The sequence below is a fragment of the Paraburkholderia fungorum genome (assembly GCF_900099835.1).
Lineage (GTDB): Bacteria > Pseudomonadota > Gammaproteobacteria > Burkholderiales > Burkholderiaceae > Paraburkholderia > Paraburkholderia fungorum_A.
Genome location: NZ_FNKP01000001.1, coordinates 2965591 through 2979995, shown reverse-complemented (window position 1 = coordinate 2979995; position 14405 = coordinate 2965591). Strand labels below are relative to the sequence as shown.

At 60.5% G+C, this 14405-nt stretch carries 13 protein-coding genes; 11 read left to right on the top strand and 2 right to left on the bottom strand.

Annotated features, from left to right (window positions below; all coding sequences use genetic code 11):
- Positions 1-70 precede the first annotated feature (70 nt).
- Positions 71-721: an outer membrane protein OmpA gene (gene ompA, locus BLS41_RS13150; RefSeq protein WP_074765111.1), complete on the bottom strand. Its 651-nt coding sequence runs from the start codon at positions 719-721 to the stop codon at positions 71-73.
- Between the two features lie 478 nt (positions 722-1199).
- Here ompA and gyrA point away from each other — a divergent pair, with 478 nt between their 5' ends.
- Both gyrA and BLS41_RS13140 read left to right on the top strand, forming a co-directional pair.
- The gene (gyrA, locus tag BLS41_RS13145) at positions 1200-3836 is read left to right on the top strand and encodes a DNA gyrase subunit A (protein WP_074765109.1); all 2637 of its coding nucleotides are present in this window, start codon (positions 1200-1202) and stop codon (positions 3834-3836) included.
- A gap of 136 nt (positions 3837-3972) precedes the next feature.
- Positions 3973-4575 carry a DUF2059 domain-containing protein gene (locus BLS41_RS13140; protein ID WP_074765108.1) on the top strand — a complete coding sequence of 201 codons (603 nt, stop codon included), beginning with the start codon at positions 3973-3975 and terminating at the stop codon, positions 4573-4575.
- 39 nt (positions 4576-4614) lie between these two features.
- On the opposite strand, the gene BLS41_RS13135 is transcribed toward BLS41_RS13140, so the two are convergent.
- A complete protein-coding gene (locus BLS41_RS13135; RefSeq protein WP_143026258.1) occupies positions 4615-4947 on the bottom strand; it encodes a hypothetical protein in 333 nt (110 codons plus the stop codon).
- Between BLS41_RS13135 and serC the strand changes: the two genes are divergently transcribed.
- From serC to BLS41_RS13090, 9 genes are all read left to right on the top strand, one after another.
- Complete coding sequence (gene serC / locus BLS41_RS13130) at positions 4910-5992, top strand: 3-phosphoserine/phosphohydroxythreonine transaminase (RefSeq protein ID WP_074765105.1); 1083 nt, start codon at positions 4910-4912, stop codon at positions 5990-5992. The two genes, BLS41_RS13135 and serC, sit on opposite strands and share 38 nt — an antisense overlap.
- 78 nt (positions 5993-6070) lie before the next feature.
- Positions 6071-7153 (top strand): prephenate dehydratase, encoded by a 1083-nt coding sequence (gene pheA / locus BLS41_RS13125; RefSeq protein WP_074765103.1) that lies wholly within the window; start codon positions 6071-6073, stop codon positions 7151-7153.
- A 118-nt stretch (positions 7154-7271) separates the two neighbouring features.
- A complete protein-coding gene (gene hisC / locus BLS41_RS13120; RefSeq protein WP_074765101.1) occupies positions 7272-8384 on the top strand; it encodes a histidinol-phosphate transaminase in 1113 nt (370 codons plus the stop codon).
- Positions 8385-8435: 51 nt separating this feature from the next.
- Positions 8436-9377 (top strand): prephenate dehydrogenase, encoded by a 942-nt coding sequence (locus BLS41_RS13115; RefSeq protein ID WP_074765099.1) that lies wholly within the window; start codon positions 8436-8438, stop codon positions 9375-9377.
- A gap of 19 nt (positions 9378-9396) precedes the next feature.
- Entirely contained in the window at positions 9397-10701 is a 1305-nt protein-coding gene (aroA, locus tag BLS41_RS13110) for a 3-phosphoshikimate 1-carboxyvinyltransferase (RefSeq protein ID WP_074765097.1), read from the top strand.
- Positions 10702-10736: 35 nt separating this feature from the next.
- Complete coding sequence (cmk, locus tag BLS41_RS13105; RefSeq protein ID WP_074765095.1) at positions 10737-11423, top strand: (d)CMP kinase; 687 nt, start codon at positions 10737-10739, stop codon at positions 11421-11423.
- A gap of 174 nt (positions 11424-11597) precedes the next feature.
- Entirely contained in the window at positions 11598-13331 is a 1734-nt protein-coding gene (gene rpsA, locus BLS41_RS13100; RefSeq protein WP_074765093.1) for a 30S ribosomal protein S1, read from the top strand.
- A gap of 21 nt (positions 13332-13352) precedes the next feature.
- Positions 13353-13676 carry an integration host factor subunit beta gene (locus BLS41_RS13095; protein ID WP_074765091.1) on the top strand — a complete coding sequence of 108 codons (324 nt, stop codon included), beginning with the start codon at positions 13353-13355 and terminating at the stop codon, positions 13674-13676.
- Positions 13677-14057: 381 nt separating this feature from the next.
- The gene (locus BLS41_RS13090; protein ID WP_074765089.1) at positions 14058-14351 is read left to right on the top strand and encodes a LapA family protein; all 294 of its coding nucleotides are present in this window, start codon (positions 14058-14060) and stop codon (positions 14349-14351) included.
- The last annotated feature ends 54 nt before the right edge of the window (positions 14352-14405 follow it).

Here is a 14405-nt window from a genome sequence, read left to right as displayed (position 1 = left end):
CCGCGTTAGCGCGCAAGCATAAAAAAAGCCCCGCCAAGGCGGGGCTTTTGAGGCTGCGGTACTTGAAAGCTTACTGCTTTGCGGTACCGACCACTTCGACTTCCACGCGACGATCCGGTGCGAGGCAGGCGATGAGTGCCTTCTTGTTCTTCTGGTTGCAACCAGTCGTGACAGGGTTGCGCTTGCCCTTACCTTCCGTATAGATACGGTTGGATTCGATGCCCTTGCTAACCAGGTATGCCTTCACAGCTTGTGCACGACGCAGCGACAGACGGTCGTTGTAGGCTGCCGAACCGATACGGTCCGTGTAACCCGTTGCGACGACGACTTCCAGGTTCAGGCCGCCAATCTTCGATGCCAGTTCGTCCAGCTTTTCCTTGCCAGCCGGCTTCAGGATTGCCTTGTCGAAGTCGAACAGCGTGTCAGCTTGATACGTAATCTTTTCGCTGGAGATAGCCGGTGCAGCAGGTGCGACCGGAGCCGGCGGGGTCGGAGCCTGAGCAACCAGCGCGCCATCGCACTTTGCGTTGGCAGTTGCCGGGGTCCAGAATGCATCGCGCCAGCAAAGTTCGTTCGTGCCGTTCATCCACACGTATTCGCCGGTACCATTCACCCAGTTATCGTTCGTAGCTTGTCGCGACGCCGGCACCGACTGTGCCATGGCGGATGCAGCCATAACCGCGGTAGCTGCAATGAACGCGAGCTTTGAAAGTTTATTCATATTTCTCCTCTCGAAATTGAGATTACCGCAGGTTTACTGCGAGCCTGTTGACGAAGACAAGTCATACATTGCTCGAAGTATAACATTGGTGCAGAACAAAAAACGTCGTGTGTAGACTTCGAGCAGCGTCTAACTCTTTGTGCGTTGGCATTTTGCCATATCGTTCCCTTCCGACGATAAAAAAATCCGCCCCCGATCAATTCACCCTTCAAATGTGGTGCATGCGCAACAGAAGCAATCGCGCCGGAGACGCCGCCAGTCTTGGCTGAGCGGCGGATTGCCCCACGCACGAATCGCGCCTGAAAGGTGTAAAAAATGGTGAGTCCAGGCGGCTGTCGTGACTGCCCTGCTAATAGGTATACGTACCCTCGGCGGGAGCGGATTCGCGGCATGTTAGAATCGCGTGATGTATTGCGCCTGCAATGCTTACGCGAAGGCGCGGTTAATCCCGCGTCTTGGCACGTAAAAGATACGGATAATGGATCAATTCGCCAAAGAGACTCTGCCAATCTCCCTAGAGGAGGAAATGCGCCGTTCGTATCTCGATTACGCGATGAGCGTGATCGTGGGGCGTGCGCTTCCCGATGTTCGCGATGGCCTGAAGCCGGTTCACCGGCGCGTGCTATACGCGATGCACGAACTGAACAACGACTGGAACCGTGCTTACAAGAAGTCGGCGCGTATTGTCGGCGACGTCATCGGTAAATATCACCCGCACGGCGACACGGCTGTTTACGACACCATCGTCCGCATGGCGCAGAACTTCTCGCTGCGCTACATGCTGGTGGACGGCCAGGGCAACTTCGGTTCGGTCGACGGCGACAATGCCGCCGCGATGCGGTACACCGAAATCCGCATGGCGAAGATCGGCCACGAACTGCTCGCCGACATCGACAAGGAAACGGTCGACTTCACGCCGAACTACGACGGCAGCGAAAACGAGCCGGCCATTCTGCCCGCGCGTATTCCCAATCTGCTGATCAATGGCTCGTCCGGTATTGCGGTCGGCATGGCCACCAACATACCGCCGCACAACCTCAACGAGGTTGTCGACGCATGCCAGCACCTGCTGAAGAACCCCGAAGCCACGATCGACGAACTGATCGAGATCATTCCGGCGCCCGATTTCCCGACCGCCGGCATCATCTACGGCGTGGCCGGGGTGCGCGACGGCTATCGCACCGGCCGTGGCCGCGTGGTGATGCGGGCCCTCACGCACTTCGAGGAAATCGACCGCGGTCAGCGCATGTCGATCATCGTCGACGAACTGCCGTACCAGGTGAACAAGCGTTCGCTGCTGGAACGCATCGCCGAACTGGTCAACGAGAAGAAGCTCGAGGGCATTTCCGACATCCGCGACGAGTCCGACAAGAGCGGTATGCGCGTCGTGATCGAGCTGAAGCGCGGCGAAGTGCCGGAAGTCGTTCTCAACAATCTGTATAAGGCGACCCAGCTTCAGGACACCTTCGGCATGAACATGGTCGCGCTGGTCGACGGCCAGCCGAAGCTGCTGAACCTGAAGGAAATGCTGGCGTGCTTCCTGTCGCATCGCCGGGAAGTTTTGACCCGCCGCACAGTATATGAACTGCGTAAGGCGCGCGAACGCGGTCACGTACTGGAAGGCCTGGCTGTCGCGCTCGCCAATATCGACGAGTTCATCGCGATCATCAAGGCCGCGCCGACTCCGCCTATCGCCAAGCAGGAATTGATGGCGCGTCCGTGGGATTCGTCGCTGGTGCGCGAAATGTTGTCGCGCGCCGAGACGGATAACGCGTCGGCCGGCGGTCGCGAAGCCTATCGTCCTGACGGTCTGAACCCGTCGTTCGGTATGCAGACCGACGGTCTCTACCGTTTGTCCGACACCCAGGCTCAGGAAATTCTGCAGATGCGTCTGCAACGCCTGACCGGTCTGGAGCAGGACAAGATCATCGGCGAGTACCGCGAAGTGATGGCGCAGATCGCCGACCTGCTGGACATTCTGGCTCGCCCGGAACGCATCACGGCCATCATCGTCGACGAACTTACGTCGATCAAAGCCGAATTCGGCGACGCGCGCCGCTCGAAGATCGAGCTGAACGCTACCGAACTGAATACCGAAGACCTGATCACGCCGCAGGAAATGGTCGTGACCATGTCGCACGCGGGTTACGTGAAGTCGCAACCGTTGTCCGAATACAGCGCGCAGAAGCGCGGTGGGCGCGGCAAGCAGGCCACGGCGATGAAGGAAGACGACTGGATCGACACGCTGTTCATCGCGAACACGCACGATCACATTCTGTGCTTCTCGAATCGCGGTCGAGTTTATAGCGTGAAGGTCTATGAAGTTCCGCAAGGTTCGCGGAACTCGCGGGGCCGTCCGATCATCAATATCTTCCCGTTGCAGGAAGGCGAAAAGATTACGGTTGTCTTGCCGGTCAAGGAGTTTTCGGCCGACAAATTCGTCTTCATGGGCACCGCGTTAGGAACGGTAAAAAAGACGCCGCTAGAAGCCTTTGGCCGCGTGTTGCGCAAAGGTATTATTGCGGTCGGTCTGGATGACGGCGATTACCTGATCGGCGCAGCGATCACCGACGGTCAGCACGACGTCATGCTGTTCTCCGATTCCGGCAAGGCGGTTCGCTTCGACGAGAACGACGTGCGTCCGATGGGCCGTGAGGCACGCGGTGTGCGTGGCATGCAGCTCGAAGACGGGCAGAGCGTGATCGCGTTGCTGGTGGCCGGCGACGAGCAGCAGTCGGTGCTCACGGCTACCGAAAACGGGTTTGGCAAGCGTACGCCGATCATCGAGTACACCCGTCACGGGCGCGGTACGAAGGGCATGATCGCCATCCAGACCTCGGAGCGCAACGGCAAGGTCGTCGCCGCCACGCTGGTCGATCAGGAAGCGCAGATCATGCTGATCACCAATACCGGCGTGCTGATCCGTACGCGTGTGTCGGAAATTCGGGAAATGGGCCGCGCAACCCAAGGTGTTACACTCATCAGCCTTGACGAAGGGACCAAGCTTTCCGGTCTGCAACAGGTTGCTGAGGCGGAAGCAGAGGGTGATGTGGAAGGCGACGCCGAAGGTCCTGCCGAAGGCGGTAGCGGCGGTGAAGACGGTGGCGCAGCCTGATCGCGTCGGCAGTTTCAGTCTCAGTTAATGGTTGAAAGCTAAGCTGCGCAGGAACATTGGCGCGCCGGATCTGCATAGGTCCCGCGCATCTCCTGCGCAGCGCGCAGTTCAAGTTAATTTCTCTCAGGGAGTAATGATGCAAAAACGATTCAAACAGCTGATGTTGCTGGCTGCCCTCGTGCCGACCTTCGCTATGGCTCAAGCTCTGCAAAGCCCGGCTCCGGCGGCTCCGGCTGCTGCTGCAGCACCGGTTGATCCGGCCAAGCAGGCTGCTATCAAGGACCTGCTGGACGCAATCGACGCACAGAAGCTGGTTGGCGCAATCGGCAACAGCGCGCAAATGCAAGCCAAGCAACTGGTTCCGGCCATCCTGTCTGACGCGTTGAGCGAAAACAAGTCGATGACGGACAAGCAGAAGCAGGCTTCCGTCCCGGCTCTGCAAAAGAACGCCGTGCCGAAGCTGGTTGACGGCGCAGGTCAAGTGTTCGCAACCGACGGTTTCCGTCAGGACGCGATGCAAGCTCAGTACGACGCATACGCGAAGTACTACAGCACGTCGGAAATCAAGGATCTGACGGCGTTCTACAAGAGCCCGACCGGCCGCAAGTTCATCCAGGTTCAAGACCAGGTTGGCCGCGACGTCGTGAACGGCTTGATGCAAAAGTACATGCCGCAATCGATCAAGGCTACGCGTGACCAGGCAGACAAGGAAGTCGCCGCGGTCAAGCCGGCTAAGTAAGCACCAGGTCGAAAGGCTGCGCTGACATCGCGCAGACCGCTATTTGAAGGGCGTGCCAGACAGGTTGTACGGCGCGCCGGGTTTGGCGGGTTGGCGATGACAATGCGATAATGGCTGTTTGCGCACACGCGCAGACGGCCATTTTCTTTTTCGACGCGAAATTTGCGGAAACACGGAAAAACGCTGCAGCAAATCCGTTTCTGAATATCCGCGCTCACGAACCCGCGTCGTCAGATTCACATGGCCTGCTTCATCGTGGTGACCTTCCCGGTTGCCACCTTCGCCGACTTTTGCGCGATCTTTCTTGTTTCGCGCCTGCTTCCAGGACTTCACGATGCGCGTCTTTAATTTCTCTCCCGGTCCGGCCGCCATGCCTGAAGAAGTGCTGCGTCAGGCGGCCGACGAGATGCTCGATTGGCAGGGCAGTGGCATGAGCGTGATGGAAATGAGCCATCGCGGCAAAGAATTCATGTCGATTCACGAGGAAGCGCTGACCAATCTGCGTGAGTTGCTCGACGTGCCGGCGAGCCACCGCATTCTGTTCCTGCAAGGCGGCGGTCTGGCCGAAAACGCAATCGTGCCGATGAATCTGCTCGGCGCCAACCCGCGTGCAGATTTCGTCGTCACCGGTTCGTGGTCGCAGAAGTCGTTCAAGGAAGCGCAGAAGTACGGCGCCGCGCACCTGGCCGCGAGCGGTCAGACGGCGGACGGTTTCACGCGTGCGCCCACGCGCGCGGAGTGGAATCTGTCGGACGATCCGGCTTATGTGCATCTGTGCACAAACGAGACCATTCACGGCGTCGAGACCTTCGAGATTCCCGACCTCGGCGACATTCCGCTGGTTGCAGATGCGTCGTCGCACATCCTGTCGCGCCCGATGGACATCGCCAAATACGGCGTGCTGTTCGGCGGTGCGCAGAAAAATATCGGCATGCCCGGCGTGACGGTGGTGATCGTGCGCGAAGATCTGCTCGATCGCGCGCAGTCGATCTGTCCGTCGGCGTTCGAATGGAAGACCGTCGCCGAGAATAATTCGATGTACAACACGCCGCCCACCTATGCGATTTACATCGCCGGGCTCGTGTTCAAGTGGTTGAAAAAGCAGGGCGGCCTTGCCGCGATGGAAGCGTTGAATATCGAGAAGTCGAAGCTGCTGTACGACGTGATCGATTCGAGCAGCTTCTATCTGAACAAGGTCGAGCGTGGCTCGCGCTCGCGAATGAACGTACCGTTCTTCCTCGCGGATGAGTCGCGCAACGATGATTTCCTGGCCGGCGCGAAAGCCCGGGGAATGGTGCAGCTAAAGGGCCACAAGTCCGTCGGCGGCATGCGGGCGTCGATTTATAACGCCGTCCCGCTCGAAGGCGTCAAAGCGCTTGTCGAATACATGAAGGAATTCGAACAGCGTAACGCCTGAGTCAGATTGACTGGCAGGTGTGCGTATCCTTTCCAGCACGCATTTGTGCAGCAGCTACCGGCAGGGCCGTTTTCACGCATGGACGACGAACTTAATACCCGACTCAAACCTCTGCGCGAGCGCATCGACGCGCTCGACGCGCAATTGATCGCGCTCCTCAACCAGCGCGCCGCGGTGGCGCTCGAAGTGGGCGAGGTCAAGAAGCATTTCAACGCGCCGGTGTTCCGGCCGGAGCGCGAACAGCAGGTGATCGCGCGTCTGCAGGACATGAGCGAAGGGCCGCTCGCGAGCGAGCACATCAGCGCGATCTGGCGCGAGATCATGGCGGCGAGCCGCGCGCTCGAAAAGACCATCAAGGCCGCGTATCTCGGGCCGGTCGGCACGTATAGCGAGCAGGCGATGCACGAGTACTTCGGTCAGTCGATCGAAGGCTTGCCGTGCCCGTCGATCGACGAAGTGTTTCGTTCGGTCGAGGCGGGCGCTGCCGAATTCGGCGTCGTGCCGGTCGAGAATTCGACCGAAGGCGCGGTGTCGCGCACGCTCGATCTGCTGCTGCAAACGCAGCTCACGATCGGCGGCGAACTGGCTTTGCCGATTCACCACAATCTGTTGACGCTGAGCGGCAATCTCATTGGCGTGAAGCGCGTGTGCGCGCATGCGCAGGCGCTGGCGCAGTGTCAGCGGTGGTTGTCGACGAACGCGCCGCATCTGGAGCGGCAAGCGGTGTCGAGCAATGCCGAGGCCGCGCGCATGGCCGCGGAAGATCCGACGGTTGCGGCAATCGCCGGCGATCGCGCGGCGACCCACTATGGTCTGCAAGTGGTGAACGCGCTGATTCAGGACGATCCGCATAACCGTACGCGCTTCGTGATGATCGGCAAGCAGCCGTCTGGCGCCAGCGGTTATGACCAGACTTCGCTGATCGTGTCGGTAGTGAACGAGCCGGGTGCAATGGTGAAATTTCTGGAGCCGCTCGCGCGCCACAGCGTGTCGATGACGCGTTTCGAGTCGCGTCCGGCCCGCGTCGGCACGTGGGAGTACTACTTCTATATCGACGTCGAAGGTCATCGCGACGATCCAGCCGTGTCGGCCGCCCTCGTCGAACTCGGCGAAAAAGCTGCGTTCCTGAAGATACTCGGGTCGTATCCGCGCGCCCGGTAATCGCCGGGCAAGCCACGGAACAGGCGGCGCGCACAGGCGCGTCGCAAACAACAGCATTCGGGCGACAACACGCCGCCCAGCCGCACAATCATTAATTCATAGTCGTTCGGAGATATTCATGACAGCGTCTTTCGGTCCTTCTTACGTGCGCGCGATCGCGCCTTACATCGCCGGCAAGCCGATTTCGGAAGTGGCCCGCGAGTTCGGTCTGGACGAAGCGACCATCGTGAAGCTGGCGTCGAACGAAAATCCGCTCGGCATGCCCGAGTCGGCGAAAAACGCGATGGTGCAGGCCGCCAGCGAACTCGGCCGCTACCCGGACTCGAATGGTTTCGAGTTGAAGGCCGCGCTGAGCGAGCGCTACGACGTGCCGGCCGAGTGGGTCACGCTGGGCAACGGCAGCAACGACATTCTCGAAATCGCTGCGCATGCGTTCGTGGAAAAGGGTCAGTCGATCGTCTTTTCGCAGTATTCGTTCGCGGTCTACGCGCTCGCCACGCAAGGCGTTGGCGCCCGCGCGATCGTCGTGCCGGCCGTCAAGTATGGTCACGACCTCGACGCAATACTTGCCGCAATCACCGACGACACTCGCCTCGTTTTCGTCGCGAATCCGAATAACCCGACTGGCACGTTTATCGAAGGCGCAAAGCTCGAGGCGTTTCTCGACAAGGTGCCGCTTCACGTCGTCGTGGTGCTCGACGAGGCGTACACCGAATATCTGCCGGAAGAAAAGCGCTACGACTCGATTGCGTGGGTGCGCCGTTATCCGAATCTGCTGGTGTCGCGCACGTTCTCGAAGGCGTTTGGGCTGGCTGGTCTGCGCGTCGGCTTTGCAATCGCGCAAACTGAACTGACCGATCTGCTGAACCGCCTGCGTCAACCGTTCAACGTGAACACGCTGGCACAGGCGGCTGCAATCGCCGCGTTGAACGACAAGGCGTTCCTCGAGAAGAGTGCGTCGCTTAACGCGCAAGGCTATCGGCTGTTGACTGACGCATTCGACAAGCTCGGCCTCGAATACGTGCCGTCGGATGGCAACTTCGTGCTGGTGCGTGTCGGCAACGACGATGCGGCCGGCAATCGCGTGAATCTGGCGTTGTTGAAGCAGGGGGTGATCGTGCGTCCGGTCGGCAATTACGGGTTGTCGCAATGGCTGCGCATCACGATCGGCCTGCCGGAAGAAAACGCAGCATTCCTCGCGGCGCTCGAAAAGACGCTCGCTACCGCGTAAGCGGTAATCCTTGACCCGCGCGCTTGTCGGCACGACTTGCGCGCCTTTTGTGTGATCGACGTGGCCGCGTTTTCTTTTAACAAGCTGGTGATTTTTGGTGTCGGCCTGATCGGCGGATCGCTTGCGCGCGCATTGCGCGAGCGCGGCGAGGCTGACGGCGAGCGCACCGTGATCGGTGTGGGGCGCTCGTCGGCTTCGAGCGAGCGGGCGCTGGAGTTGGGCGTGATCGACGGCGCAGCGGCGTTGAATGACGATGCCGCGTTGCGCGACGCGCTGTCCGGCGCCGATTTCGTATTGCTCGCGGCTCCGGTCGCGCAGACGCAGCCGCTGCTCGAACGCATCGCGCCGTTTCTCGACGCCGGCACGATCGTCACCGATGCGGGCAGCACGAAGTCGGACGTGGTCGCCGCCGCGCGTGCAGCGCTCGGCGCGCGGATCGGTCAGTTCGTACCGGGGCATCCGATTGCGGGTCGGGAGTCGAGTGGGGTCAATGCCGCGCTGCCCGATTTGTACGTCGGCCGCAATGTCGTGTTGTGCCCGTTAGCCGAGAACTCGCCGCAAGCGGTCGAGCGCGTCGCGGCCATGTGGCGCGCAACCGGCGCGCTGGTCCGCGAAATGACGCCTGAGCAGCACGACCGCGTGTTCGCGTCGGTCAGTCATTTGCCGCACGTTCTGTCGTTTGCGCTGGTCGAGCAGATTCTCAATTCGCCCGACGCCGCGCTGAAATTCTCGTTCGCGGCAGGCGGTTTCCGCGACTTCACGCGGATCGCCGCGTCGAGCCCGGAAATGTGGCGTGACGTGTGCGTCGCGAATCGCGCGGCGCTGCTCGACGAGTTGGACGCCTACACGGCCGTGCTCGCACGTTTGCGCACGGCAATCGAATCCGCCGACGGCGCCGCGCTCGAAGCCGTGTTCGTGCGCTCACGGGTCGCGCGCACCGAGTGGCAGGAACAACGCGCAGCCAGCGTCGCCCAGAGCGACGCATCGAAATAACCGGAAACTGGACTCAATCATGGAATTCCTCGATCTCGGACCATTTTCTCGTGCGTCCGGCACGGTTCGACTGCCTGGCTCGAAGAGCATTTCGAACCGGGTGTTGCTGCTCGCAGCGCTTGCCGAAGGCGAGACCACGATCACGAACCTGCTCGATTCCGACGACACCCGCGTGATGCTCGACGCGCTCGAAAAGCTCGGCGTACGTCTGAAGCGTGATGGCGACACCTGTGTCGTGACAGGCACGCGCGGCGCGTTCACGGCGCGCTCGGCCGATCTGTTCCTCGGCAATGCGGGCACGGCGGTACGTCCGCTGACGGCTGCGCTGGCAGTGAATGGCGGCAACTACCGGATTCACGGCGTGCCGCGCATGCACGAGCGGCCGATCGGCGATCTGGTCGACGGCTTGCGTCAGATCGGCGCGAAGGTCGACTACGAAGAGAACGAAGGCTATCCGCCGCTGCGGATTCGCCCCGCGCAAATTGCCGCCGATGCACCGATCCGCGTGCGCGGCGACGTGTCGAGCCAGTTCCTGACCTCGCTGCTGATGACGCTGCCGCTGCTGCGCACCGAAAGCGGCGTGAGTACCGTGCAGGTGGACGGTGAACTGATTTCGAAGCCGTACATCGAGATCACGATCAAGCTGATGGCACGCTTCGGCATCGAGGTGCAGCGGAACGGCTGGCATCAGTTCATCGTGCCGTCGGGGCAGCGTTATCAGTCGCCGGGCACGATCATGGTTGAAGGCGACGCGTCGTCCGCGTCGTATTTCCTCGCGGCCGGCGTGCTGGGCGGCGGTCCGTTGAAAGTGGAAGGCGTGGGCCGCGCGAGCATCCAGGGCGACGTCGGTTTCGCCGATGCGCTGATCAGGATGGGCGCGAATCTGCAGATGGGCGACGACTGGATCGAAGTGCGCGGCGTCGGCAACGATAATGGCAAGCTCAATCCGATCGATATGGACTTTAACCTGATCCCCGACGCGGCCATGACCATTGCGGTCGCGGCGCTGTTCGCGGACGGCGCCACCACGCTGCGCAATATCGCGAGCTGGCGCGTGAAGGAAACCGACCGGCTGGCCGCGATGGCCACCGAGCTGCGCAAGGTCGGCGCGAAGGTGCAGGAAGGCGAGGACTACCTCGTCATCGAGCCGCCTGAAAAGCTGATTCCGAACGCGTCGATCGATACCTACGACGACCACCGCATGGCGATGTGCTTCTCGCTCGTGAGCCTGGGCGGCGTGCCGGTGCGGATCAACGATCCGAAGTGCGTCGGCAAGACGTTTCCTGATTATTTCGAGCGCTTCATTGCGCTCGCCCAACCCTGATTCGCCCCCGAATCGACTGAAGTGCGACTTTTTCGATGAAACCGACCCGTCCCTTTCACCAGACGCCCGTCATTACGATTGACGGCCCGAGTGCCTCCGGCAAAGGCACCGTGGCGGCGCTGGTAGCCGCGAGCCTCGGCTTTCACCTGCTGGATAGCGGCGCGCTGTACCGGCTCGCCGCTCTGGCGAGCATTCGCTACGGCGTCGCGCCGGACGACGCCGACGCGCTTGTCAAACTGATCGACGACCTCCACATCACCTTTCGCGAGGGGTTGGCGCAGCTCGACGGCGTCGACGTATCGGCGGAAATTCGTGCAGAGGAAGTGGGCAGCCGGGCCTCCGGGATTGCCGTCCACGCACCCGTGCGAGCCGCTCTGGTGGCGCGTCAGCGGGCTTTCCGCAAGGAGCCGGGGCTGGTTGCCGACGGTCGCGATATGGGCACGGTGATCTTCCAGGACGCTGCGCTGAAGGTGTTCATGACGGCCAGCGTCGAGGCCCGCGCGGTACGCCGGTATAAGCAATTGATCCAAAAAGGATTTTCTGCTAATATGGATGACTTGCTCCGGGATTTGCGTGAGCGCGATGAGCGTGACAGTCAGCGCGCAGCCGCGCCACTCAAGCCCGCAGCGGATGCAAAGCTGCTTGATACCTCGGCATTGTCGGTCGACCAGGCGGTCGAACAAGTGGTGCAGTGGTATGAAGCTTTCGTCCCGCACGGCTGATTGAAGTTGCGTTGATGTTGTGGTTTGAATCAGCCGCGGGCGCAGTAGAAGTCCGTTGTCAGTAGGTGCTTCACGCTTGTTGTGAAGCGTTGTATTAACCCCTTAACCCCGCGTGGCATTCGCTTTCTTGACCGTTTTTGCTGACCGTTCCGGTCGGCCGGGCACCGCGAAACCATGCAAATTTCGATTTTTATGTCCGACCTGCAAACCTCTACCCCGAATACCGAATCTTTTGCGGCTCTGTTCGAAGAGTCGCTGACCAAGCAAGACATGCGCGCCGGCGAAGTGATCTCCGCCGAAGTCGTGCGTGTTGACCACAACTTCGTGGTCGTCAACGCTGGTCTCAAGTCCGAAGCCTACATCCCGCTCGAAGAGTTCCTGAACGACGCGGGCGAGGTAGAAGTGCAGGCGGGCGACTTCGTTTCCGTCGCGATCGACGCGCTGGAAAACGGCTATGGCGACACGATCCTGTCGCGCGACAAGGCGAAGCGTCTGGCTTCGTGGCTGTCGCTGGAAAAGGCTCTCGACAACAACGAACTCGTGACCGGCACGATCACGGGCAAGGTCAAGGGCGGCATGACCGTCATGGTCAACGGCATCCGCGCGTTCCTGCCGGGTTCGCTCGTCGACACGCGTCCGGTCAAGGACACGACCCCGTACGAAGGCAAGACGCTGGAATTCCGCGTCATCAAGCTCGACCGCAAGCGTAACAACGTCGTGCTGTCGCGTCGTGCTGTGATCGAAGCGACCCAAGGCGAAGAGCGCGCAAAGCTGCTCGAAACGCTGAAGGAAGGCGCGATCGTGGAAGGCGTGGTGAAGAACATCACCGACTACGGCGCGTTCGTGGACCTCGGCGGTATCGACGGCCTGCTGCACATCACCGACATCGCATGGCGTCGTGTGCGTCACCCGAGCGAAGTTCTGTCGGTTGGCCAGGAAGTTACCGCGAAGATCCTCAAGTTCGACCAAGAGAAGAACCGCGTTTCGCTGGGTATTAAGCAACTGGGCGACGATCCGTGGGAAGGCATCTCGCGCCGTTACCCGTCGGGCACGCGCCTGTTCGGTAAGGTCACCAACATCACCGACTACGGCGCATTCGTCGAAGTTGAATCGGGCATCGAAGGCCTGGTTCACGTGTCGGAAATGGACTGGACGAACAAGAACGTTGCACCGTCGAAGGTTGTGCAGCTGGGCGACGAAGTCGAAGTCATGGTTCTCGAAATCGACGAAGACCGCCGCCGTATCAGCCTCGGCATGAAGCAATGCAAGCCGAACCCGTGGGACGACTTCAGCCGCAACTTCAAGAAGGGCGACAAGCTGCAAGGCGCAATCAAGTCGATCACCGACTTCGGCGTCTTCATCGGTCTGCCGGGCGGCATCGACGGTCTGGTTCACCTGTCGGACCTGTCGTGGTCGGAAACGGGCGAAGAAGCAGTTCGCAAGTACAAGAAGGGCGACGAAGTGGAAGCAATCGTTCTCGGCATCGACGTCGAGAAGGAACGCATTTCGCTGGGTATCAAGCAACTCGAAGGCGACCCGTTCAGCAACTTCGTTGCAATGAACGACAAGGGTTCGATCGTCGACGGCGTGGTCAAGACGGTAGACGCAAAGGGTGCAGTGGTTCAGCTGTCGACGGAAGTCGAAGGCTACCTGCGCGCTTCGGAAATCGCACAAGACCGCGTGGAAGATGCTCGCAACGTGCTGAAGGAAGGCGACAAGGTCAACGCGATGATCATCAACATCGATCGCAAGTCGCGTGGTATCAACCTGTCGATCAAGGCCAAGGATTCGGCTGAGCAACAGGAAGCGATCCGCGGCCTGGCTTCGTCGGACTCGAACTCGGCTGCCACCGGCACGACGAACCTCGGCGCGCTGTTGAAGGCCAAGCTCGACGGCCAGAACCAGTAAGCCTGAGAGGTCTGCTGCAGTATGACCAAATCGGAATTGGTCGCCCAGCTGGCTACGCGATTTCCGCAACTTGTTCTTAAAGATGCGGATTTCGCGGTGAAGACGATGCTTGATGCGATGTCGGAGGCGCTTGCCAACGGTCATCGCATCGAAATTCGCGGCTTCGGCAGCTTCGGCCTCAACCGCCGTCCTTCCCGCGTCGGGCGTAATCCGAAGTCGGGCGAGAAGGTGCTGGTACCTGAGAAGTACGTACCGCACTTCAAGCCGGGCAAGGAATTGCGCGAGCGGGTAGATCGCCGCGCGGGTGAGCCGTTGAAGGTCGAAGAGCCGGATGACGATCTGTAATGCTTCACTGTGTGGTTTGCAGCGTAGCGTTGAAAGCGTCAGCGGCCAAAGCCACAGTCGGCAAAAGACCAGAAAAAGCGCCTTAGGGCGCTTTTTTTTCGTCTGTACGTTTGGCGACTGGTTATCCTGGAATTTCGCTTTATGGCTCGCAGGTTGGCGTTCTCGCGTCGGCCAGTTGAAAAATGCGCAGCCGCACGGCCAGCCGTTGCCCGAATACGTTCGTTAGCAACGATCAACTCCGGTAAGGCCGTTATCCGCCAGTTCCTGCCCAGCCGCGAGGGCTTCAATTACAATACGGGTCACTTCGGCGCGGGCAACACCCCTGGCGCGACGCGTCATCAGGCCGGCGTCACTCCGCAATTGCCGTCAAGAGACCTACTCATGAAATTTATCGTCTGGTTGATCCGTGTACTGGTGTTCGTGCTGCTGCTCGTGTTGGCACTCTCCAATACACAACCTGCTACGCTGAATTTCCTCGCTGGCTATGCGTGGTCGGCGCCCTTGATTCTTATTGGCCTCGCGTTCTTCGTCGTGGGGTTGCTGGCTGGGCTGGTGTCGGCCATGCCTGCCGTGGTGCGCTTGCGCATGGAGAACGGCCGGCTCAAGCGCGAATTGCGCGTGGCGCGTGAAACCCCGGTAGTGGTCGAGCAGCCGCCCATGCCGCCGCTGATCTGATATTTCTTCTGCCGCGCGCTTTGAGCGCGGCTTTCCGTTCCTGCTTTCCAGCAC